22 protein-coding genes are annotated in these 22,010 nt (G+C 52.1%); 10 read left to right on the forward strand and 12 right to left on the reverse strand.

Annotated features, from left to right (window positions below; all coding sequences use genetic code 11):
• Positions 1-150: 150 nt before the first annotated feature.
• From P8N76_21100 to P8N76_21110, 3 genes are all read right to left on the reverse strand, one after another.
• The gene (locus P8N76_21100; GenBank protein MDG2384181.1) at positions 151-1,365 is read right to left on the reverse strand and encodes a tetratricopeptide repeat protein; all 1,215 of its coding nucleotides are present in this window, start codon (positions 1,363-1,365) and stop codon (positions 151-153) included.
• Between the two features lie 185 nt (positions 1,366-1,550).
• Positions 1,551-2,861, reverse strand: a complete 1,311-nt coding sequence (locus P8N76_21105; protein MDG2384182.1) for a hypothetical protein — start codon at positions 2,859-2,861, stop codon at positions 1,551-1,553.
• Positions 2,862-3,235: 374 nt separating this feature from the next.
• Positions 3,236-4,372 (reverse strand): HEAT repeat domain-containing protein, encoded by a 1,137-nt coding sequence (locus P8N76_21110; GenBank protein MDG2384183.1) that lies wholly within the window; start codon positions 4,370-4,372, stop codon positions 3,236-3,238.
• A 186-nt stretch (positions 4,373-4,558) separates the two neighbouring features.
• On the opposite strand from P8N76_21110, the gene P8N76_21115 reads away from it, so the two are divergent.
• The 3 genes from P8N76_21115 (at position 4,559) to P8N76_21125 (ending at position 7,021) form a co-directional block, all read left to right on the forward strand.
• A complete protein-coding gene (locus tag P8N76_21115; protein ID MDG2384184.1) occupies positions 4,559-5,278 on the forward strand; it encodes a lipoate--protein ligase family protein in 720 nt (239 codons plus the stop codon).
• Between the two features lie 76 nt (positions 5,279-5,354).
• Positions 5,355-5,981 (forward strand): dTMP kinase, encoded by a 627-nt coding sequence (tmk, locus tag P8N76_21120; GenBank protein ID MDG2384185.1) that lies wholly within the window; start codon positions 5,355-5,357, stop codon positions 5,979-5,981.
• On the forward strand, positions 5,978-7,021 hold the full coding sequence (locus P8N76_21125) for a DNA polymerase III subunit (GenBank protein ID MDG2384186.1): 1,044 nt from the start codon (positions 5,978-5,980) through the stop codon (positions 7,019-7,021). The genes tmk and P8N76_21125 overlap by 4 nt, the downstream gene beginning before the upstream one ends.
• Before the next feature lie 9 nt (positions 7,022-7,030).
• Here P8N76_21125 and P8N76_21130 read toward each other — a convergent pair whose 3' ends face one another.
• Positions 7,031-7,468 carry a secondary thiamine-phosphate synthase enzyme YjbQ gene (locus tag P8N76_21130; GenBank protein ID MDG2384187.1) on the reverse strand — a complete coding sequence of 146 codons (438 nt, stop codon included), beginning with the start codon at positions 7,466-7,468 and terminating at the stop codon, positions 7,031-7,033.
• 394 nt (positions 7,469-7,862) lie between these two features.
• Between P8N76_21130 and P8N76_21135 the strand changes: the two genes are divergently transcribed.
• The gene (locus tag P8N76_21135) at positions 7,863-8,093 is read left to right on the forward strand and encodes a hypothetical protein (GenBank protein MDG2384188.1); all 231 of its coding nucleotides are present in this window, start codon (positions 7,863-7,865) and stop codon (positions 8,091-8,093) included.
• A gap of 114 nt (positions 8,094-8,207) precedes the next feature.
• Here the strand turns inward: P8N76_21135 and P8N76_21140 are convergent, their stop codons facing one another.
• The 3 genes from P8N76_21140 to P8N76_21150 all read right to left on the reverse strand — a co-directional run bounded on the left by P8N76_21140 (position 8,208) and on the right by P8N76_21150 (position 9,901).
• Positions 8,208-8,381, reverse strand: coding sequence for a carbon storage regulator (locus P8N76_21140; GenBank protein ID MDG2384189.1), 174 nt, complete (start codon positions 8,379-8,381; stop codon positions 8,208-8,210).
• 53 nt (positions 8,382-8,434) lie between these two features.
• Complete coding sequence (locus P8N76_21145; protein ID MDG2384190.1) at positions 8,435-8,737, reverse strand: hypothetical protein; 303 nt, start codon at positions 8,735-8,737, stop codon at positions 8,435-8,437.
• 384 nt (positions 8,738-9,121) lie between these two features.
• The gene (locus P8N76_21150; protein MDG2384191.1) at positions 9,122-9,901 is read right to left on the reverse strand and encodes a hypothetical protein; all 780 of its coding nucleotides are present in this window, start codon (positions 9,899-9,901) and stop codon (positions 9,122-9,124) included.
• 103 nt (positions 9,902-10,004) lie between these two features.
• On the opposite strand from P8N76_21150, the gene P8N76_21155 reads away from it, so the two are divergent.
• On the forward strand, positions 10,005-11,339 hold the full coding sequence (locus P8N76_21155; protein MDG2384192.1) for a nucleotide sugar dehydrogenase: 1,335 nt from the start codon (positions 10,005-10,007) through the stop codon (positions 11,337-11,339).
• On the opposite strand, the gene P8N76_21160 is transcribed toward P8N76_21155, so the two are convergent.
• Positions 11,329-11,877: an endonuclease V gene (locus P8N76_21160; protein MDG2384193.1), complete on the reverse strand. Its 549-nt coding sequence runs from the start codon at positions 11,875-11,877 to the stop codon at positions 11,329-11,331. The genes P8N76_21155 and P8N76_21160 overlap by 11 nt on opposite strands.
• A gap of 170 nt (positions 11,878-12,047) precedes the next feature.
• Positions 12,048-12,347, reverse strand: a complete 300-nt coding sequence (locus P8N76_21165) for an MGMT family protein (GenBank protein MDG2384194.1) — start codon at positions 12,345-12,347, stop codon at positions 12,048-12,050.
• Positions 12,348-12,459: 112 nt separating this feature from the next.
• Here P8N76_21165 and P8N76_21170 point away from each other — a divergent pair, with 112 nt between their 5' ends.
• The 5 genes from P8N76_21170 to P8N76_21190 all read left to right on the forward strand — a co-directional run bounded on the left by P8N76_21170 (position 12,460) and on the right by P8N76_21190 (position 18,055).
• On the forward strand, positions 12,460-13,428 hold the full coding sequence (locus tag P8N76_21170; GenBank protein MDG2384195.1) for an SDR family oxidoreductase: 969 nt from the start codon (positions 12,460-12,462) through the stop codon (positions 13,426-13,428).
• A gap of 68 nt (positions 13,429-13,496) precedes the next feature.
• On the forward strand, positions 13,497-14,459 hold the full coding sequence (locus P8N76_21175; protein MDG2384196.1) for a GDP-mannose 4,6-dehydratase: 963 nt from the start codon (positions 13,497-13,499) through the stop codon (positions 14,457-14,459).
• A gap of 76 nt (positions 14,460-14,535) precedes the next feature.
• Positions 14,536-15,213, forward strand: a complete 678-nt coding sequence (locus P8N76_21180; GenBank protein ID MDG2384197.1) for a DUF1080 domain-containing protein — start codon at positions 14,536-14,538, stop codon at positions 15,211-15,213.
• Between the two features lie 162 nt (positions 15,214-15,375).
• Positions 15,376-16,545: a hypothetical protein gene (locus P8N76_21185; protein ID MDG2384198.1), complete on the forward strand. Its 1,170-nt coding sequence runs from the start codon at positions 15,376-15,378 to the stop codon at positions 16,543-16,545.
• Positions 16,546-16,702: 157 nt separating this feature from the next.
• Positions 16,703-18,055 carry a fatty acid--CoA ligase family protein gene (locus P8N76_21190; GenBank protein ID MDG2384199.1) on the forward strand — a complete coding sequence of 451 codons (1,353 nt, stop codon included), beginning with the start codon at positions 16,703-16,705 and terminating at the stop codon, positions 18,053-18,055.
• A gap of 15 nt (positions 18,056-18,070) precedes the next feature.
• Here the strand turns inward: P8N76_21190 and P8N76_21195 are convergent, their stop codons facing one another.
• The 3 genes from P8N76_21195 to P8N76_21205 all read right to left on the reverse strand — a co-directional run bounded on the left by P8N76_21195 (position 18,071) and on the right by P8N76_21205 (position 21,644).
• A complete protein-coding gene (locus P8N76_21195) occupies positions 18,071-19,210 on the reverse strand; it encodes an aminotransferase class I/II-fold pyridoxal phosphate-dependent enzyme (protein MDG2384200.1) in 1,140 nt (379 codons plus the stop codon).
• Positions 19,211-19,267: 57 nt separating this feature from the next.
• Positions 19,268-19,690, reverse strand: coding sequence for a hypothetical protein (locus tag P8N76_21200; GenBank protein ID MDG2384201.1), 423 nt, complete (start codon positions 19,688-19,690; stop codon positions 19,268-19,270).
• A 400-nt stretch (positions 19,691-20,090) separates the two neighbouring features.
• Positions 20,091-21,644, reverse strand: a complete 1,554-nt coding sequence (locus tag P8N76_21205) for an MraY family glycosyltransferase (protein ID MDG2384202.1) — start codon at positions 21,642-21,644, stop codon at positions 20,091-20,093.
• Positions 21,645-22,010 lie beyond the last annotated feature (366 nt).

Consider the following 22,010-nt stretch of genomic DNA (forward strand, 5'->3'; position numbering starts at 1 on the left):
GATAAATTGGGCAGTCTAGCTAGTCAAGATTCTGATAACGAAGGGGGAAGACGTAAATCCTACTGTGGAGGGGATTTAATAGCCTACAGCAGAACCTGAACAATCGGCCAAGAGCGTTAAAATCGACATAATCCCTTGAATCTCCGCAACTCAATGCCCGTCGATACCGATTCGACTGCGAGCTTCAGCTGCCCAGGGGCTGTCGGGAGCCAGACGAATAAACTCTCTCCAATGGTGTTCCGCCTCATTAACTTGCGAATTTTCATCGAAAGAACGGGCCAGATGGTAGTGCACGTCCGGATAGTCTGGATGAGAGCGGAGTGCTCCTTGAAAAGCTGCAATGGCCAACTCCAATTCGCCGGTTTCTGACAAGACACAGCCAAGATTCGCACGTGCTTCGACGTAGTTCTCGTCAAGCTCAACAGCCGTTGAATAGCGTTCTCGCGCGGCTGTCACATCTCCGATCAAGTAAAGCAACTCGGCCAAGCGGAAGCAAATTTCCGCGTGCGGGCCACCAGCCACCAGAGCAGCTCGATACATTTCAATCGCCTCGCGAGTTTGTCCCGCGTCCTCCAGATCGTTGGCCATGCGAATCATGTCGTCGCAGGAAAACTCATTTTCGTCTTGAGATAAGACCGATTCCATCGAAAGCACCACGGGCTCTGCAACTTCGTCGAGCAGGGGGCCTTCTAATTCGCTCTCTTGCTCCGAATCAAAATCGAGCCGCATCTGGCCGCCGGCCTCGATCAAGCCTTCCCCCTGCCGCAGCAACAATTGCCGCCCCTCGACAATAACGGAGAGCTGAGCCAACGGTCGATCGACATCAGGGACCAAACGGGCAAGCTGTTCAAGATTCTTTTCGATAGCAGATGGCGATGCGCCTGCCGCAAGCAGTTCAGCAAGCCGACGAGCTGTCGCCACTTCTTGAAAGTCAAAGTAGGGTAGCCGATGGACTTCGCGAGCAGGAACGATCAAGCCACGTCGATGCCAGCGTCGCACGGTTGCAACCGGTAAATCGAGTAATTGGGCCAGCATGGCGGGCGTGTAGAGTCGCCGAACATTTCCCTCTTTCTCGTTCTCGCCAAAGCCGAGTCGGTGCCAAAACTCCGTCTCTGAAATGACCTCCAGAGTTCCACGCCCCGCAGCGTCGCGCATGGCCTCGCTCAACATCGATTCATCACCAATCGGCAGCTCATCCGCACCGATCACCGCAATGTTGACTTGTTGATCAAGTTCATCGACGGGAATCGCACCGTGTTGGCGCAGCAAGCGAGAGGCCTCACGCCGATTAACTCCACCAAGTTTGCCGACGAAGGCAACACGTTTCCCCGAGAGCTGCGATACGAGATCCGATTCGACCGCCATATTCTGCTCACAACCAGCGTTAATTTAAATAAGCACCAACCGATAGCTTGGCGAAGGTGCCAACGAGTGTCAATCGGCACCCAACGGCAATTGAGCCATGTCCGGGAGAGCGCAAAGAAAACGACACAATCACTCGATTGTGTCGTTGGGCTTGATCACACCTGATTTTTGCGTCACGAGGGCCGTCACGGGGAGTTTTTACTGGGAGGATCTGGCTCACTAAATTCTTCGATCTCAATTTCCAAGTCTTTGTCAATTCTTGGGCGATCTAACTTCTCCTGCCCCGTTGTTGGCGGCTTGGCCTCGGTGCCCTTTTTGGCAATCGACTCTTCAGTGATCACAATTCGTTCGGTGACGGTCGCCCCCGATGGCCCATCAATGGGCACTCGGGAAACAATCGTCCGAGCGACGGTTTGGGTACTTTGATGCGGAACCCAGCGAGACACGTTTTTGCGAATCTTTTCAACTCGCTCTTCCTTGACCCACTTACGAACCTTGACGGAATAGTCTTCCTGCCGTAACTCCCGTTCATAACGCATGGTCGTGACAGGAATCTTTCGCACAACTTCCTGACGCTCCCAACGAAGCCGTTGCACGGGCACTTTGCGAACCACCTGCTCAACAACAGGTCGTTGAACTGTTTCGGGAACCATCCGTCGCTGTTCTTCGCGTTCCATCCGAGTGGTCGAAACGGGAATTCTGCGTACTTCAACGGTCGGCTCGTAGCGCGTCACCTCGACTGGAACTTTACGACTTACGGTTTCCGGCAAGTAGTTTGTCTGCTGAACAGTCTGTGGTACGAGGCTCGACACATAATTTTGCTGAACCTGGTAGGTGCCCCGTTGCTGCTGAGGTACCCAATACAATCCGCGACGCTGAACCGTTTCCAATCCGGTAGTTGGATTCACGTAGACGGTACGAGGCCTCCACCTTACACGCGTTCGCGTCGCACCCGGCTGGTAAACGTACTGATTCACATAGCCGCCTTGGTTGACCCACTGAGTCGATGAAGTGGTTACAGGTCGAAGTGTCGTGTAGGACTCGTCCCGCATTTGGGTTTCTGTGACCGGACGCATCACGGTACGTCGTTCCTCACGAGTCGAAGTTTCCGTTACCGGCTTCATGACAACGCGTCGCTCCTCCCGCATCGTCGTTTCGGTAACGTAATGAGTTTTCTGAATGGTCTCTTCGCGAAATTCTGTTTCGTAGACGGGCTTGAGCACCGTATACCGTTCCTCGCGCGTACTCGTTTCCGAAACGGGCTTTAAAACCGTGTAGGACCGTTGCCGCATCTGGGTTTCCCAAACGGGTCGGTAAGTGGTCACCGGCCGTTCTTCGATCAGAGTTTCCGTCTCGAGTCGATAGGTGGTAACTGGACGTTCCTCATAAATCGTTTGTGGAACAAGGCGATAGGTCTCACAGGAGACTTGCGCCGAAAGAGAATGACTCAAGCCCAAAATCAGGCTGAGTGCCGTAGTGAATGCGACCTTTTTCATTGCGAATATCCGGTCCAGAAAGGAAGACGTACGAATGTGACTCGAGTTAAAGTCAGTTTACTGATTTTCACTTCGATACCTGACGAGTCGGCGTGTCTCGCTGCGCATCAGTTGGAACAACCTAATAACGAATGTGAATGAAGTTGCTCGTTTCATCAAGCGCTTTTGCCGGCTCAAGCGGGCCGAACTGTTGCGAAGTGAAACGAACGCAACGGTTTAGCAATCTTAGAATTCTTTCCGCGGCTTGTCGCTAGCAAGAATGCATTTTGCTCATTTCTGCGACGTAAACCCTGACAGCATAGACAGGTTGCGACACAACTTTAACTGACCGTTACAATCGGCACAAAGCGACGAGAGCTCTCCTGGGGGCTAATTCAAGCAGCCTCGCCCACCGGCCAGTCGGCGCACCGGGACCGCTTCATCGCTCGGGCGCAACAAACGTTTTGCTTCGCATTTCGTCGCAGTGTGGCCACGTTACGAGCCTTCAAAGCTTGCAGGGTTACTTTTGCATCCACGCCAATGGCACCTTGCGGATCCTTGTCGACGAGCTGCTGCACGGCAACTTGAAGTGCCGATAGATCAGCGGTCGAGTTGACGTCGTTCAGTTGCATGATCGCTCGCAAGCCGTTTCGAACAATCGAAAACGATGTCGCAGGATCAAGCGGTTGGCCGTCAACGCCCGTCAAATCGGCTGGCCGCAACATGGCAATCAATTGATCGACACCACGGGCATCTCCATTGCGGGCTAAGCCAGTGGCCGCATTAAATCGAACAGCCCACTCCGGATCAGAGGTCATCTTAGCCAACGTGTCTTGGCATTGTTCGCCACCAATCACTCCCAAAGCGTAGGCAGCCCGTTGGCGCAGTTCCGCGTTGGCCTGCTTCTCCAAACCGGTTTCATCAAATTCTCTCGCAGCCGCATCGATGGTTTTTATCAACTTGGGATTTCCGCGCATCAATTTTTTTCCATCGGGAACCCCATCCGCGAGTGTTGCCAGAGCCTCGAGCGCTGCTAGGCGCACTTCGAGTTCCTTGGGATCGCGTTGCGTCGATGCGGCGGTGATAAGCGCCGGCATGCCATTGTCGACTTCGAAAACGCCCAACGCTCGACAAAGGTAGACGCGCAACTGAATCTGCTCGTCGCTCATGGCACCCACTTCCATCTGCTTGTCGAGAACCTCAGCAAGCCGATCTGCCATGAGTTGATTTTGACGCAACTCAGACTGATTCGGATCACAGAGGTAATTCGCAATCGTCAATGCTTTTTGCCAGCTTCCCGGATTCAGTCTTTCGAGATCATCCACCAAATCTTCCGGCCGAGTTCCCAAATGGGCCAACCAATTGAACATCAAACAAACCATGACGATGATGATAACGATCACCATGGGCACGATGAACAGTTGCATCAAAAAACCGGCGGTCGGCGGGCTGACCGGCGGCAGTTGGTCATCAGCGTCAACAGTACCGGCTGGCCCGGGATCGCCAGAATCTGGGGTTTCATTTTCCGACATGACGATCCTCTTCTGATAATTCGGACGGGCAGAGGGGCGGGTAAGCAGAAGGCCGCAATCAAACCAGTATTGGACCGGCCAGAGAAATGGTCAAGCCACCGCCAGAAGCCCCGCGCGGGCCTCCTTCCACCTTAACTCGAGCTGGGCATGGTACCCAAGCGGTCTAATTCCTCATAAAAAGGTGCCATGAAAGTACTCGATCTCACCATGCCAACTGTGGCCGAAAATCTCGCGTTGGACGAGGCGTTGCTTGATCGGGCTGTCGCTCGAGGCTCCCAAGCCGAGGTTTTTCGCCTCTGGGAGTCCAACCAGCCGGCGGCCATCATTGGTCGCGCGTCGCGGGTGGAAGAGGAGGTGAATCGTGACTATTGCCAAGCAAATCAGGTGGCCATCCAGCGGCGCTGCAGCGGTGGGGCTTCCGTCATGATTGGCCCTGGCTGTCTGATGTACGCGGTAGTGCTCAGTACAGTGGCCCGCCCGCAGCTGTCAGTCGTCGACCAAATTCATCAATACGTGCTTGGTCACCTGCGAACTGCGTTAGCTCAAGCATCAATCAAAGTTGACGTCTCGGGAACCAGCGACCTGACCGTGGGCGAGAAAAAATGCTCTGGAAACAGCCTTCGATGTAAACGGGAAGCCGTCCTCTACCATGGCACGTTGCTCTACGGCGCATCCATTCCTGCGATTAGCATGTGCCTGAAGATGCCGCCCCGGCAGCCTGCCTACCGAGAACAAAGGTCACATCGCCATTTCCTGACGAATCTGAGCGTCGAAAGGGACTACTTGTCTCAGGCATTGAAAAAAGCATGGGCCTGCGATGGCCCACTATTGGATTGGCCTGCAGAGGAAACTCGCCGGCTGGCGGAAACCAAGTATTCCACCGATCAGTGGAATCTGCAGCGCTGACCGTGCTGCTCCTAGCTGCAACGTCAACAGATTCGTACAATAGGGCCGCCAAGCCTTCTTCGGAGAATTCTTCAGCATGTCCAGGCCATTCTATTGTTTCGACGGGGTCGATGGAGCCGGCAAGACGACTCAAATCCAATTGTTTCACGATTGGCTGCTCGAACTCGGCCATGACGTCGTGCTCTGCCGTGACCCGGGTACAACGGCTTTGGGAGAAGAGATCCGGAAGCTGTTGCTATCGCATTCCGACACACGCATCGACATGCGGGCTGAAATGTTTCTTTACATGTCGGCCCGAGCCCAACTCGTGGAAGAAATCATCCGACCCGCATTGAATGCTGGCAAAACGGTGATCGCCGATCGTTACTTGCTCGCAAATGTGGTTTACCAAGGCCACGCCGGAGGAATGGATCCAAAACAGATCTGGCAGGTCGGTGACGTTGCAACCGATACGATCCTGCCAGCCATTACCTACGTGCTTGACCTGCCGCCACAGGTGGCTGCCGGAAGACGGGTGGGGGAACCTGATCGCGTTGAAGGTCGTGGTGAGCCCTTCTTGACTCGAGTCCGCAATGGTTTTCTGGCCGAAGCTCAAGACCGATCCGACATTGTGATCATTGATGCCGCCGCATCACCGCAAGAAGTCCAAGCCCGCATCCGGTCAGCTGCCGGCCAGCCCATTAAGGCAGGAGATACACCGTGAGCTGGTGCGGAGTCGAAGGTCATGATGAAGTTGTGGATCGCTTTCGTACGAGTCTGTTCCGAGGTCGACTGGCAAGTACTTTTTTGTTCGTAGGTCGATCGGGCATCGGCAAACGATTATTTGCCCGTCGGCTGGCCCAGGCGTTGCTTTGCGAACAGAGTGAAGAAGCAAAATTCCAACCATGCCTCGCATGCAATTCTTGCGTTCAAATTGAAGCCGAATCCCACCCGGACGTGGAAGTGGTTGGAAAACCGTCCGATAAATCCTTTATCCCAATCAAGACCTTTATTGGAGATCGCGAACATCGCAATCAGGAAGGACTCTGTCATCGGATCTCCTTAAAACCGTCACAGGGGAACCGGCGGATTGCCATCATCGACGACGCCGACCACCTCAACCACGAAGGCGCAAATTGCTTGCTCAAGACGTTGGAAGAACCTCCCCCCAATGCGGTGCTGATTCTGATCGGTACCAGTGAACAAACTCAACTGCCAACGATTCGTTCGCGCTGCCAAACCATTCGCTTCCGACCCCTGGAACATTCGTTCATCCAACAGTACTTGGTTAACCAAAACCTAGCCACAGATGCGAACCAAGCCGCCGAACTTTCTTACCTGAGTGAGGGAAGCCTCGATCAAGCAATTGAATTCTCCGATCAAGCTTTAAGCGACTTTCGTGAAGAACTCTGGACAACCATCGGTCAGGACAGCGACATCGATTCGGTTTCTCTCGCAAAAGTGGTGAGCTCCTTTGTCGATGGGGCAGGCAAAGAGGCACCCAAGAGGCGCCAGCGATTGAGACACGTGATTCGGCTCTTCCTAATGGTCTTTCGCCACCAACTATTCCAAACCGTTGACGCTCCACCCCCATCGCAGGGACGGTTGGAACAAGTGGCGAGCCCGCTTTCTGACTCCCTGACTGAATCCGTCCAAAACCGCATCGACCGCTGTCTGCTGGCCCTCGGCGAAGTGGATGCCAATGCAAATCTAGCGACGCTAATTGAATGTTGGATCGACGAACTTTATGCGTCCCCAGCTTAGACGGCGCGCTCAGGCTGCCGAAGGCTCCGCAGCACCAAAAGCGGTCACCACAATCTTACGGGGTCCACCTCGATCACGATGCTCACAGAGGTAAATGCCCTGCCACGTGCCCAAATTGAGCCCACCGCCTGAGATGGGTAAACACAGTGAGTTTCCCAGCAAAGAGCTCTTAACATGAGCTGGCATGTCATCGGGGCCCTCCATCGTGTGCACATATGGAAAATTTTCGGGCGCGATCTTTGAGATCGCCATCTCCAGGTCGACCCGTACGTCAGGATCAGCGTTCTCATTGATCGTTAACGAAGCGGACGTATGCTTGATAAAAACGTGAAGCAAGCCAGTCTGGATTCGTTGTAAATCGGGTAGCGCGGCGCAGACGGGCCCTGTAATCAAGTGAAAGCCACGAGAAAAAGGAGGTAACGTGACGTTGGCTTGCGACCAGATCATTCAACAGTACTCCAACAGCCAAAAACAATCTGAGAGAGGGACATTACAGTCAAACCGCGTGGCCCATCCCAAGTGTCCAGTGCAGTCGACCTAGGTTACCGAGGTTCAGGAATCCTATCGATTGGACTGACGAAACTTCTAAGTTTGCAAAACTTAGGCGATTATCTTACTAAAACGTTGACTTTTGAAGTGGCGAGGGAATAATCACGTGCTTTCCCGCTCGACCTGCTTGGCCTTCGTCGGCGAGCACCCACCGCGAGTGATAGGGTCTGATAAGTTGTAACGCTGCATCTAGCTTAGGGTTCGGCCACATCTTCCTTCAGCTAGTGAAAGCGATCTATTTTTTTCGTGTTTTCGGTTCAGATGAATTGAGTGGAGGTTAAAAGAAGCACAAATGCACTCTCAGAAGGTTCGGAACGTTTTTGAGGCCATCCTAAAATATGGCCACGATGAAGATTTTGCACCGCTTAAGTCGGAAGAGTTCGAAGCGACGGAGGCCCCGGCCGGCTCCGCCGCAAAGATCGATATCTTACGTCGACGAGTGGAATCCGGGGACCCCTTATGGCACATGGAAGATCGGTCCGACTATAGCGGCTTGACCGGAGCCGTTCGCCCTCGAGAGTAAATGGATGCACGCTCTGGGTCAGTACGTCTGCAAGACGTCAGATAACGAGAAAAACGGGATCCGTATTGAGAAGGACCCCGTTTTTTATTTGTCTGCACAAAACTCATCAACCTCTTAGGGGTCTCCCGTCGGAGAATCCGCCACCGACAACTCCTGCCTCAGGACCGATACGTCGGTTGGAGCTCGAATTCCTATTCGAACTTTGTTTCCGCTCACACGAACCACGGTAATTTCGATCGAGTCACCTAACTTGATCTTCTCGCTTTTTTTCCGCGAAAGAACGAGCATTTCACTGTTATCTCCGTGTATCCAAGGGACACCCTTCAATGGGCACCGCCTCGTTAGTTGGTGGATTCCGTCACCTTCAGTGCGGGAGCCTGGGCTAAACGCAGCTTATGGAAGCGTTCGCCAGTTGACCCGTAGAAAAGCACGGTGTTTCGATCCGTTTCCCAAATCGCCGTGAATTTGACACTCCTCGGGCCGTGCAAGCAGAAGTAGATTCCGCAAGGCTCGGTTCGACGTCGCAACACGCGTTCAGTCATCGGAAACACGCCTATTTCCAGTTTTTCATGTTCACAAAGCGTTTGATAAATGTAGTCCTTAAGACTCTGAAGATTTAAATCTGGAGGTCGATTCGCGATCATCAGCTAGACTAACTCCTTTAGGCTTTAACGCTGAAAAATGCGTAAACTCATCGAAAGGTAGGCACCCGAAGCAAAGTGCGACCGCTGAATACCAGGGGGTGGTGGAAACAAGGTCGAAACAGAAAAAGCAACTGAGGTGGAGTTGCTGGGGGATCGCCAAATCGTCGGCGTGGGCTTGGGGGAACCGTACAATGCTGTCACGCAATGAACGACAACAACGTGTCAGCAAGACTAAGTATCGGCAGCTTGGGAAAAGTAATTGCGAAACTACCAATCTTCCATCTGGGGAATTTGTAACCCCAGGTCGACGGGACCCGTCATTTTAAGGATTCATTAATGTTTGAATCTCAGGCAACGTTAAAGGCGATGGCCTACAGCCAATTACTAACGTTTTTCACGGCCACTGCGGCCTTTGGCGATCGGCAACTGTTTGGTCTGATATTCTAAAAAGGGGATCAGCTGGTAGCTACCTCGTTCGATTTGCCATTGGGACAGCCGATTCGCCTGCTCGGACGAGAGTTGGGTCAAGAGTCGATGACGGCTCTGCTGGCTGACAATCACCTTACCGTTCTTTTTGATCTCAACGGCAACGCGAGTCGGCAGCCGCCCTCGTTTCTCAAGCTCCTCATTGAGCCGCATTCGGATATTTGGAGGCAGCGGACGAAATAGGGCATTAAGTTGAGTAAACCATTTCGCAAATTCGTTGTAGCGTTTAAGTTGAGAGTCCGAGGCACGCATCGTCTGAACCCGATAGATCCACAGCGGGCTACTTAACTGGAGATCTCCATTGGATTCGTCGAATTCCACGTCGAAATCCGGGTTCGCCGCGAAACGGATCAATTCGATGTCGAGACCAGCAGCCCGAGTCTGTGTGGCAGCGACAAATCGGATTAATTCTTCGACTGTCAGTGAAGCTTGAATTCGATCTTGGGAATCAGCGACGGTAAATCGCTTGGCCGTTGGATCGAAGATGGTGACGGCATGCTCTGGAACCATGGAGAAGTCGTAGACCATGGCATCTTTGAAGATCGTTAGATTGCTGGCTTGCACTCCATTTTGCCCCGCCACAAAGATTTCCGTTTCGATCGCGAAATCTTCCGCTAGCACCGAAGACGAAAAAAACAAAAGAAAAACAACAACCGCTTTCAGTGGCTGAAAACTCATGGCGATCTCCATGAAATAATCTGATACACTTCCTGGCCAAGTGCCAAGTTATTTCCGACAATACTCAAGTCCTACAATCTCTGTCCAGTCGAGAACCTCAAACATGTTAGCGACAGCCACGAATGAAAAGCTGCTTGCATCGATCCAGAAAAAGACAGCAACGGTTGGAATTGTCGGTCTCGGCTACGTCGGCCTTCCTCTTGTCAATGCCTTCGTCCATTCTGGCTTTCGCACGATGGGCTTTGATGTTGATGCCTCAAAAGTGGAGAAACTGCGAGCAGGTCAGAGTTACATCAAGCATCTGCCGGGCGAGTGGATTCGCGCCTGCGTCGACAATGAACAATTCATTCCAACAGCCGACATGAGTCGTCTCGGGGAAGCAGACACATTGCTGATTTGTGTTCCCACTCCGCTGAGTGACAGTCGGGATCCGGACCTTTCTTATGTCGAATCGACGACGCGATTCATTGCCAAAACGCTGCGTCGAGGTCAGATTGTAATTTTGGAGAGCACAACTTACCCAGGCACCACCCGTGACGTGGTGCTGCCGATCTTACAGGAATCTAACCTTGAGGCCGGAAAGGATTTCTTTCTTGCCTACAGTCCAGAACGCGAAGACCCAGGCAACCCAAACTTCTCAGCAACCACGATCCCAAAAGTCGTAGGCGGAATCGATGCTGACAGCCTGAAAATCGCACAGGAGCTGTACTCCAGAGCGGTTGTAAAAACCGTCCCGGTCTCGAATTGCGAAATCGCCGAGGCTTGTAAGATACTTGAAAACACCTACCGTTCAGTCAATATCGCCATGGTCAACGAGCTGAAGGTGCTTTTCACAAGGCTGGACGTGGATATTTGGGAGGTCATCGACGCCGCGAAAACGAAACCATTTGGTTTTCAAGCTTTTTACCCAGGGCCCGGGTTGGGGGGACATTGTATTCCGATCGACCCGTTCTACCTCAGTTGGTTGGCACGTAAACATGAACTTTCAACACGATTCATTGAGTTAGCGGGAGAAATCAACGCCTCGATGCCAAAACACGTCATCAATCGTGTGGCAGAAGCGTTGAATGCGCGCGCGAAACCCATTCGCGGTAGTAAAATCGCTGTGCTCGGTGTGGCTTACAAGAAAGACGTCGATGATCCGCGTGAGAGTCCATCGTTCAAATTGATCGAACTACTCGCCGAAGGCGGAGCCCTACTCACCTACAATGACCCTCACATCGCATCACTCCCAGCGATGCGTAGTTTCGACGTGCCTGCTTTGGACAGCCAGGCGTTAACCGCAGAATACGTCAGCGCTCAGGATTGCATTCTGATCGCAACAGATCATTCCGCCTACGATTACACGTCGATTGTTCAGCATGCCCAACTTGTGGTCGACACTCGAAATGCGACCAAGAATGTGACCCAAGGCCGAGACAAGATCGTTAAGGCTTAGTCAGGGTACTGTTCTTAGCGGCTTGTCGGCTAATTCGGTCAGCCCAATAGATCGGATCCGGTGTGGGGCAGCGTTCCAAAAACGGTTTGATAAGCTGCTGCACTTGCGACACGGACAGGCCAAAACCGGGTGAAATAAAAACGGGCTTCCGATTTCGCGAAGCGGTCAATGCCGCATAGCCTAATTTCTTTTTGCAAACGCGAATTTCTCGCATCGAACAGACTTCAGCACTTTTCGTATCGACTGATCCGAATAGCAGCTTCTTGGTAACTCCGATAGGTAATATCTGAGCCACCGCCCCTAACATCGTTGCAATTCCCGCCGTTCGCGGATGTGCAATTCCGCTCCCATCAACAACCCGTACATCGGCTAACCCGTGGTCGTTGCTAACCTCATCAATCAACATCAATAACAAAGGCAACTCTCGAAAGGCCAGATCAGAGCTCAGATAAGGATACCGAATTTGCTTGGAAACCGTCCGGGACCACCCCACCAAGCCCGTATCCGGATCGACCTCGACATCGGTTGCAAATCCCACATCACCGACCTAGGAAATGTCAACTCCGGCAAAAATAGACGGTGGGAGATCCGACTGACAAGTCGCTCCCTGAATGATCTCCTCTTGGAGAGCACGTCGCTTCCTGAATGGGCCTTTCGAGTCAAAATCATTAAATTAGTGCCTGCTTAGATCAACACGAGAGTCGTGGATCAGGACACCTTCGCCGGAAAGCTGCTTCTTTTTTTGCTCTGGTTCTCCCGTGATAAACTTACCCCGTCCGCCTGAGACCCGCACAATCCGGTGGCAATGGCAGAGATTAGTGTGCTCATGGTTAGAAGAACTTTTCCCACCCAACGAGTGGCAACGCGATCTCCCAACGTCTGAGCTAATTCCCCGTAGGTGGACACGCTTCCAATCGGAATCTGCTCGATAAGCTGCCACAAAACCCGATACAGATCTGTTGGATTCTCCGTACGACGACGTAACTCGACAAGACTCAGATTCCTCATTTCGGCTCCAAGTGCTACCTTGGTAACAAGCTATAATTCTGTATTTCCCGCCAGCTCGTGGAAATCGGACTACCTTTCCCTTAATTCTCTCCAGGAATCGATCGCCGTGGCCTTGATTCAACGAGTCCTTGTTACCGGAGGAGCCGGATTTCTCGGATCTCACCTCTGTGACCGCTTGGTTGGTGAAGGACATGACGTCATTTGCCTGGACAATTTCTTCACGAGCCAAAAGAAAAATGTGAAGCATCTTTTGGACAAACCGAATTTTGAACTGATTCGACACGACATCACGATCCCACTCTGGTTAGAAGTCGATCAAATCTACAACTTGGCTTGTCCCGCTGCACCTGGACATTACCAGTACAATGCGATCAAAACAATCAAAACCTCCGTTTTGGGCGCGATCAATGTTTTGGGGATGGCAAAGCGATGTGACGCGAAGGTACTACAAGCCTCCACGAGCGAAGTCTATGGTGATCCTGAAATTCACCCTCAACCCGAAAGCTATCGAGGAAACGTCAATCCAATCGGTCCTCGGGCTTGCTACGACGAAGGTAAACGAGCAGCAGAAACCCTCTTCATGGATTATCACCGAATGAATCGTGTCGATTCACGCATCGTGAGAATCTTCAACACTTACGGCCCTATGATGCATCCCTTCGATGGTCGAGTAATCTCGAACTTCATCAGACAAGCGTTAAATCATGAAGATATCACCATCTTCGGCGATGGCAGTCAGACGCGTTCATTCTGTTACCGAGACGATCTCGTGGATGGCATCATTCGTATGATGAATGCGCCAAAGGGATTCACGGGCCCTGTCAACCTTGGCAATCCGGTTGAATACACCATCTTGCAGCTTGCTCAACAGGTGATCAAGCAGACGAAATCAGAATCAAAACTCGTGCATCGACCACTCCCCACCGATGATCCAACTCGTCGTAGGCCAGATATTAGCTTGGCACGTGAAAAACTTGATTGGAATCCAACAGTCGCATTGGAAGCCGGATTAGCTAAGACCATTGAATGGTTCAACATGATCGACTTGGCAGCCTATCGCCCACCCACTCCAAATTATTGATTCGTTAAACCTGACTTCGGTTTTCAGACCTAGTAATCCTCTGTTTCGGCTACGAAAGTATTAATCGAATGGCAATATTAATTACTGGTGGAGCTGGTTTCGTCGGCAGCCACCTGGCGGAGCTAATGGTCGCTGAAACAACGGAGCAAATTGTTTGCCTGGACAATTTCAACGATTATTACGATCCTCAGCTCAAACGGTCAAACGCCGCCAGCATCGATACTCATGAACGCATCAAGATAATTGAAGGTGATTTTTGTGATTTTGAAGCGAACTGTCAGCTGTTGAAGGCGCACGATATCGATCGAATTGTTCATCTTGGGGCCTACGCGGGTGTGAGATACAGCGTCGAAAATCCATTCATTTACGAACAGTCCAACGTCGGCGGAACTCTTTCGCTACTCGAAGCAGCACGCAAGCATCCCGTGAAACGATTCTTGCTGATTTCATCATCAACGGTTTATGGCTGCGGTGCAGCGATTCCGTTTCGCGAAGACGCCCCGTTGGGAATTCCCGCGAGTCCCTACGGCTCCTCCAAAAGAGCAGCAGAACTGATGGGACTTACGTATCACCAGCTTCACCAAGTTCCCGTTGTGTGCCTCCGCCCCTTCAGCGTGTATGGCCCCCGACTTCGTCCCGATCTTGCGCTGACAATCTTTGCCGATGCAATTGAAAACGGAAAGACTTTCCCATTGTTTGGCGATGGCACCATCCGCCGAGACTACACCCATGTAAGTGATATTTGCTTTGGCTTGAAATCCGCCTTGTATACCGACGGTATCGACGGCGAAACATTCAATCTCGGACATAGCCACCCCGTTGAAATAAGACAAATCATTGAAATGATCGAAAACTCCCTGGGAAAAAAGGCTCAGATTGATCGACAACCTGAACGGCCAGAAGATCTGCCTGTGACATTCGCCGATTTAACAAAGGCTGAACAACTCCTCGGATACTCTCCTAAAGTTCCAATCGAGCAAGGCATAGACGAATTTTGCCATTGGTTCCGTGCGTGGCATCAAAACCAATGAGCATTTGTCGGACACAAGGCTTACAATAATCCCAATCTTCGTTGACCATTCCTCTCGCCTATTTTGGGATGTTTGAATGTTAAACCGGCCTCAGATTGGACGTCTGCTTTGGCAAACCACAATCGCTCAACTGCTCGTATTTCTCACAGTGCCGGGAGCGATTGCTGCCGAACCAGGGGCGACAGCGCGATCGGACGAGTGGCGACCCCTGTTTAACCGTAAGGATCTCACCGATTGGAAAATCACCAAATTCGGTGGTGAAGGAGATGTCTACGTTGAAGACGAGCAAATCAACTTGGATTTCGGCTCCTCCTTGACAGGGATCACTTACGATAAAGAATTCCCCAAAGACAATTATGAGATTCGTCTGGAGGCAAAACGGCAGGAAGGGACCGATTTCTTTTGTGGACTTACTTTTCCTGTCCAAACCAAACATCTGACACTCGTCGTGGGCGGCTGGGGCGGCGCGGTCGTGGGACTTTCGAGCATCGACGGTGAGGACGCCTCGGAAAACGACACTCAACGAAGCATGGCGTTCAAACGCAATACTTGGTACCGCATTCGGATTCGGGTCCAGAGCAACTCGGTTTCCGTTTGGATCAACGATCAACTCGTGATCAAAAAACAGCTCAAAGGTCATGAGCTATCGATTCGCCCCGAGGTCAATCTGTCACGTCCACTCGGCATCTGCGCTTGGGATACACGTGCGGTACTTCGCAAGCTCGAATGGCGTTCCGTGGACGGCCAAGATTGATTAGATCTGCCACCACTCGTTACAACCTGACCACGCCTGTCAATCTGCACAAGATCGGAAAAATTCCCCGGTCACACATAAACCTTCCGATAACGAAAGACAGGAAGAATTGAGGCGGCTTGAATCGAGCACCAATCACGGAATAGAGAGGGGGGATGAGCCTTGGACAGCGGGAATGATTACCGATACGGTACAGGCGACACGGGTGATTTGTCGCGTCACGACAGGACTAGTAGCTTCGGCTGGAACATATTCCTGTTCGCCGTTGCGATCACAATGATTGCAGTCAACTGGGGATTCTTACGTCCAGCATCAAAACAGCTGGAGGAGATGAAACAACAAGTCAGCTCACTGGAACAAACGGTTCAGTTGCTGACCAGACAGCAAGGTTCGGCCAGAGAAGCAACGAATCTGCTGCAATTGCTTTCCGAACAAGGAAAGCACACGACAAACGCCGCAGAGGGGCTCGCGGAAATCCAAAGGCTGCACAGCCAATTGATCTCCCAAGCCAAACAACTCAAGACGGCCAACATGGCGATCGACCGCTTGGGTGACTTGCGTAAAAAGGTGTCAGAGCACAGCCTGCTGATCGACGACGCAGTTTTGGCGTTGTCAGAGTCAAATCAGGTGCAGGAAGATCTGATCGATGCGGCGGCAACCACACACGATGCCGACGAAGCTTTGGATCGACTGGCCACTTTGCGGATGCGACTTCTCCGTTCGATCGGCTATCTTGAAGAAGCAGCACCGATTGTCGAGGAAGTTGATCATCTGACGGAGCGGCTCAAGGGCTCATCCGAATTGGCTGCCGATGCGTCCACGGTCGCCGATCAGCTACTTGATCTTCATCAAACTCTCATCAACGAGGCAGATCGTGCATCCGAGGCAGAGTTAGCGTTGAACGAGTTGGTTGATATTCGCACGCTACTCGACGCTCAATCCATCGACATCGTCAAGACCAAGGACACTCTGCATGACCTTGTCGAAATGAAAGACGATGTGCTCGCACAGAATGCAAACATTGCGGATGCGATTGAGACGCTTGAGCGAACTGTCGACCTGACAGATCAATACCAACAGGCCTCGAAATCATTCGAAACGATGCGGCGCTGGCTGACCGATGTGATCTTGATGGAGCCCACCGTGCAGCGAGCGATGCAAACCCTGGAACCGATCTCCGAACTTGGCAACCTGCGACGGATCAGTCAGGCCGAGCTACGACATGCGGCTCAAGTGGTACGGGACATGCGGCGAACAGAAATCGCCCGCCGGTCCTACACCGTGCGATCAACTCCAGAAATCGCATCGGTCGACGAGCTGGAACGTGAGTAGCAGCCATGATTGGCGCTGAACCGGATACGGGCCTGCGATCTCTTTCTTCCTGAAAGCGTTCAAGCCTTGTTCTTATCAACCGCTCCAACGACAATTAGAGTCGCTGGAGCGGTTTTTTCATAGGACATTAGCAACCCCGCAATTCGAGTGTGACGTGATGCTGTCAAACGTACTGAATAACACCGCTTCCACCGATAACCGCGAAGCCATTCACACGGTTTCATCCTCCGTGTCCTGGGCCGCGCTGAAATCACAGTACCAACACCATCTGGAACAGTTTACGGGGATCCGGGGACAAAGGGTTGGTTTTGCCTTGCCTGCGACCGCCAACGGGATAGCTGCTCTTGCGGCCTTTGAACAGCTTCGCGTTCATTTATTCTTGGTCGATGCTCTGACCGGGCCCCAGCACCTTCAGCAAATCGCTGACGAGCTTCAGCTTTCAGACATGATCACCGCAGAAACACTGACCAGGAACGCAACGGTTTCGCGTGTTCCCGAAGAAGCTCTTGCCAAGGGAGCAAGCGATTTAGGTTCGATTACCATTTTGACCTCAGGTACGTCAGGTCGTCCCAAAGCCGTGCAGCATCATTTCGACAATCTTGCCCGCCCCGTGCGACGCCGCGGCGATCAGGAACAACGCTGGCTGATGGCCTATCGACCGCACCTTTATGCGGGCCTCCAAGTAACCCTGCAAGCGCTCTTAAATCAGGGAACGTTGGTGATACCTGCCGTCGACGCATCTCCGCAAGCGGTCGCCAATTTAATGCTCGATGCCAACGTCGAATACGCATCAGCAACACCCTCTTACTGGCGCCGACTGTTACTGTTTGCAGACCCCAGCGATCTGCGACGCGTACCGATGAAACAAATCACCCTCGGTGGTGAAGCGATCGATCAATCGATCCTCGATCAACTATCACAATCATTTCCAACCGCCCGCATTGTTCACATTTACGCGACCACCGAAGCCGGTCGATGTTTCTCCGTATCTGACGGGATAGCCGGCTTCCCCACCGCGTTTCTCGATGCACCATCCGCTGACGGCGTCGAACTCAAAATCACAGACGGCGAACTTTGCGTTCGTTCGGCAAATGCGATGGCAAGATATGACGAACGTTCCGAATTACTGGAGAACCGTCAGACAACAGACGGCTGGTTTCGGACTGGAGACCTCGTGGAAATTGAGGGAGAGCGAGCGTTCTTCGTAGGACGCTCAACCGACATGATTAATGTGGGTGGTAACAAAGTCCATCCCGTCGAGATCGAACAAGTCATCCGAGCAAGAGACGATGTGGCTGAGGTCCGAATCTACGCCCAAAGTTCCTCAATTGCGGGGGAACTCGTCGCCTGTGACGTGGTGCCCATCCCTTCAAAAACCGATTTCGAAGAATTTCGCCAAGCCATCGTCGAGCACTGCAATGCTCAGTTGAACCGATTTCAACGGCCGCGCATTGTGCGGATTTTGAAAGAGTTGGAACTCAACGATTCAGGTAAGATGAAACGGATCTAAAGCCGGCCGGCCGAATCAGCGATTGACCGACTGAATCTCTTCGATCAGTGAACAGATTCGATCCAAATCGGATCGCGTCAATGCAGTTCCACTCGGTAGACAGAGGCTGTCGGAAAAAATTTCCTCCGCCACTTCGCCGCCACGACAACGGCAGTTCGAAAATGCGACCTGCTTGTGCAGTGGAATCCAGACCCGCCGCGACTCAATGTTGTGTTCTTCTAATTTTCGCCGAATCGCCTCGCAGTCAACGCCGAACTTCAAGGAGTCAATGCGTGCTACCGTCAACCAGCGATTCGAGTGACCAAAATCGGCTTCCGGCATGAACGTCACCCCAGGTAGGTCACCCAACCGGTCTGCGTAAAACTGAAAATTCTTTCGCCGAGTCGCCACTCGTTCGTCTAAAACGTCGAGCTGGGCTAACCCAACCGCAGCAAGAACGTTGCTGAGCCGATAGTTAAAACCGATTTCCGAATGTTGGTACAAATGCCCAGCATCCTTGGCCTGAGTGGCCCAGAATTTCGCTCGTTCAATCAACTGATCGTCATTCGAACAAAGCATGCCACCACCGCTCGTGGTGATAATCTTGTTCCCATTAAATGAAAAAGCGCTGGCCCAACCAGACGCACCGGCTGGTCGATCCTTGTAAGTGGCTCCCAACGCTTCTGCCGCATCTTCGATCACCGGAATCTCATACCGATCGACCACTTCACGGATTGCATCCATGTCCGCACTCTGACCAAGAATATCAACGGCAAGTACCGCCTTGGGCAGTTTCCCGCGATCCGCACATTCCTGTATTTCGTCGGATAGCAGATTTGGATCCAGGTTCCAGCTCGTTCGATCCGAATCGATAAAAACGGGCTTGGCACCTTCGTAAGTGATCGGATTCGCAGAAGCACAAAAGGTAAACGTCGAACAGATTACTTCGTCTTCTGGCTTGAGTTTGAGTGCATGAAGTGCCAGATGAAGCGCTGCTGTCCCACTGGAAACTGCAGCGGCAGAACTCACGCCAACCTTCGCGGCGAACTGACGCTCGAATTCTGCCAAATCAGGGCCGACAGGAGCAACCCAGTTCGATGCAAAAACATTTGCGATCAGTGACTGCTCTCGGCCAGACATGTGAGGTGGAGACAGATAGATACGAGCTTGCCCCATGGTCGACCTACACCTCAGATACCAGAAAAGTTTGTCGACGAGCTGCGAGCATGCTCCCTAACGCCCTATGCGTTGGAAACCCGGATAAAAATTGAGGTAGGTGCCGTGGCGAGGCATACCGCGACTGGACCACCCCATACGTCCGGTGATCATCGCCGATGCGGCTTGGCTTTGTGACTGACGAAATTGGCTCTGTATTTGACCCAGCTCCTGTTGCTGACGACTCGCCTGCTGTTGCCGCCGGACATTCACTTGCTCTTGATCCAACTGGGGTCGAACCATCGTGTGGTAGTTCGACATCCCATTGGAACTGCGAGAGGTCAAGTTCAGGTAGGGACTCACCGTCGGGCGATTGTACAAAAAGTTTCGCGTGGCAGTGTAAGCGTTCGAGCCACCCTTGTATTGGGCCTCAGCAGCTTGCTGGAAGCCTGCAACCACACCGCTAGCAAGAACAACGATCAATGTCGATTTGGCAAGCATTCTTCGATACCCTCTTACAGACCGCAACGAGACACAGCCTTAGAATTATAGGAAAAACAGCAAGTAAGGGCAAAAGGCCGCTCACTTTCTTATCTCGCTCCAAAGCACATAATCGGCAAAGTCGGCAGAAAAATTAACAGAAAATGGGCGCGATCGAGCAGATTGGCTCAATTAATTGAACCAGGACACCCGCTTCCAGCTCCCCCGAAGCGGTCTAGTTCGCCGCCCAACGACAGAGGGCAGCTGGCGACCCCATCACAAAAGTCTGGCCGCAACGGGACTCTTGGGCGATCCATCCGGCCGGCGTTCGATCACCCAACACGTTTTTCGGCGGGGACGCGTCGCATGGTCATCCGCGCAATGAGAAAAGGCGTTCTTGAGATGGTGATTGCAGCTGAGATTAGACGCGTTCAACCATGGCGTTGTCGGAAGCCGAATCACCCATCAACGGTTTGTTCATCGTTGAGTGTTCTTCAATGCGAGAAACTTCTTGATGAATCAGGAGATTCAGCTGCAACTCGAGCGTTTCGACAAAGTCGATGAACTGATTCATCTCCTTGCTCGCATACTCTTCGTTTTGCAGACCAGTCACGTGGAGTCTCCCGACCGACTGACCTTCGACGATCAAAGGAATATCCGCCTGCCAGGATAGATCGTGCGAATGTCGCCCTGGCTTCGACCAAGTGGCATAGAAACTTTCATGCAGACGTGGCATGGAAAGATTCAATTGCATTTTCACAAGATGGAACTTCTGAGCAGATTCAACCAGAGCGCCCCAGAGTTCCTCCCATTGACGCGTACCCTGAAGACTAACTCGCGTATGCTTGGCTTCTTCATCACCTTCCGACGTGGAAGTGCGAGAGAGAAATCGTCCAAAGCCAAAAAGCCTGGCGTTCAAAAGTACAAACTCGACGTGTCCGAACACACGAGTGAAGATCAGAAAACCGATAACAGCAAGAACGGTAGCGAAACCCAGCCATTCGATTTTAAAATACAAACTGACAACTGCACCAATACAAGTAATGCTGCACAGAACGACAATAAAAGAAACGGCTTGAAACGCACTCATGCCTCGAGTCAACAAGACATGGTGAATATGCCCTCGATCCGTGGCATAGATGCTGCGGCCCGTCAGTTTGCGACGTAGCACAGCCGCAAACGAATCGAACATCGGAATCGACCAGATTGCCAGCGGAGCCGCAAAGGCGAGTGTGGCGGCCTGCTTGATCGAACAGCGCAAGGCAATGGTGCCCAAAACAAGACCGATAAACATACTTCCCGCATCACCCAGATAAATGGTCGCGGGAGGAAAATTAAACCGTAGAAATCCCAACAGAGCTCCGGCTAGCGCGAAGGCAATAATCGCCTCAAGCTGTTGACCGCCGAGTATTGCGATCAGTCCGAAAGTGAGACTAAAGACCACTCCGACGCTGCCTGCCAATCCATCCACGCCATCGATCAAATTGAACGAATTGATGGCCCCCAGCAACCAAACAATGGCGAACAAACTTCCAAGTGTCCCAAGCGGAACGACATAATCAAAGATTCCAACCTTGGGTACCGAGAGTCCAGTCCCCATCACCAAACCTGCAGCGAGCATCTGCCACAAGAGTTTATAACTCCCTCGAATGCCGAACCCATCATCCAGCAATCCGACAACCGCTAGGAGTATTCCTGCGATGGCAAGCCCAATGATCGCGCCCGGTTCTTTCGACGATTGGCTTGTCATCAACCACAAGTCGGGACCCCACCAAGCAATCACAATCGCTACAACCAGAGGTGCCGCGATCAGCAGCATAAGCCCCCCACCTAAGGCAACCGGAGTCGACTGGATCTTGCGCTTCCCATCAGGACGATCAACAAAGTCATATCGTACTGCCGCTCGCCTAACGAGCGGCGTAAGAAGGTAACTGATTAAAAATGCCAACCCAAGGGCGGCAGCGGCAATTGCCATTTATCTTAATCCGATCGGGACAAACGATCCAAAAAACTTATCTTTGATAGGACTAATCCATACTGTGTTCAAACAATTCAATTCCACTGTCCCAAACTTCGTGAACAGTCGCAAGAACCGGCAACTGTCCAGTAATGCGATTCGAGATGCAAAACCGAGTGTTAAATATTGAAGTCGACCGACTATGTTCAGATGTGTTTCTTCTCTGATCAACATTAAACCAACGGGCCTTCAAACGGTCAAGAAAACAAACCATTTACGACGCACCACCACCAGCCCTGTGGCGGTTATTCCGATGATTCTGATCATTCACGCAAATTGAACCATCAAGTAGCTAGCAACGGCTCGAGTTGTTGCCACTAAGGC

The organism is Pirellulaceae bacterium (assembly GCA_029243025.1).
GTDB lineage: Bacteria > Planctomycetota > Planctomycetia > Pirellulales > Pirellulaceae.

Coding starts and splice junctions, on each gene's coding strand:
- P8N76_21100 (MDG2384181.1), bottom strand. CDS start 1,365: ATGGCGGTCGAATCGGATCTCGTATCGCAGCTCTCGGGGAAACGTGTT.
- P8N76_21105 (MDG2384182.1), bottom strand. CDS start 2,861: ATGAAAAAGGTCGCATTCACTACGGCACTCAGCCTGATTTTGGGCTTG.
- P8N76_21110 (MDG2384183.1), bottom strand. CDS start 4,372: ATGTCGGAAAATGAAACCCCAGATTCTGGCGATCCCGGGCCAGCCGGT.
- P8N76_21115 (MDG2384184.1), top strand. CDS start 4,559: ATGAAAGTACTCGATCTCACCATGCCAACTGTGGCCGAAAATCTCGCG.
- tmk (MDG2384185.1), top strand. CDS start 5,355: ATGTCCAGGCCATTCTATTGTTTCGACGGGGTCGATGGAGCCGGCAAG.
- P8N76_21130 (MDG2384187.1), bottom strand. CDS start 7,468: ATGATCTGGTCGCAAGCCAACGTCACGTTACCTCCTTTTTCTCGTGGC.
- P8N76_21135 (MDG2384188.1), top strand. CDS start 7,863: ATGCACTCTCAGAAGGTTCGGAACGTTTTTGAGGCCATCCTAAAATAT.
- P8N76_21140 (MDG2384189.1), bottom strand. CDS start 8,381: ATGCTCGTTCTTTCGCGGAAAAAAAGCGAGAAGATCAAGTTAGGTGAC.
- P8N76_21145 (MDG2384190.1), bottom strand. CDS start 8,737: ATGATCGCGAATCGACCTCCAGATTTAAATCTTCAGAGTCTTAAGGAC.
- P8N76_21150 (MDG2384191.1), bottom strand. CDS start 9,901: ATGAGTTTTCAGCCACTGAAAGCGGTTGTTGTTTTTCTTTTGTTTTTT.
- P8N76_21155 (MDG2384192.1), top strand. CDS start 10,005: ATGTTAGCGACAGCCACGAATGAAAAGCTGCTTGCATCGATCCAGAAA.
- P8N76_21165 (MDG2384194.1), bottom strand. CDS start 12,347: ATGAGGAATCTGAGTCTTGTCGAGTTACGTCGTCGTACGGAGAATCCA.
- P8N76_21175 (MDG2384196.1), top strand. CDS start 13,497: ATGGCAATATTAATTACTGGTGGAGCTGGTTTCGTCGGCAGCCACCTG.
- P8N76_21180 (MDG2384197.1), top strand. CDS start 14,536: ATGTTAAACCGGCCTCAGATTGGACGTCTGCTTTGGCAAACCACAATC.
- P8N76_21190 (MDG2384199.1), top strand. CDS start 16,703: ATGCTGTCAAACGTACTGAATAACACCGCTTCCACCGATAACCGCGAA.
- P8N76_21195 (MDG2384200.1), bottom strand. CDS start 19,210: ATGGGGCAAGCTCGTATCTATCTGTCTCCACCTCACATGTCTGGCCGA.
- P8N76_21200 (MDG2384201.1), bottom strand. CDS start 19,690: ATGCTTGCCAAATCGACATTGATCGTTGTTCTTGCTAGCGGTGTGGTT.
- P8N76_21205 (MDG2384202.1), bottom strand. CDS start 21,644: ATGGCAATTGCCGCTGCCGCCCTTGGGTTGGCATTTTTAATCAGTTAC.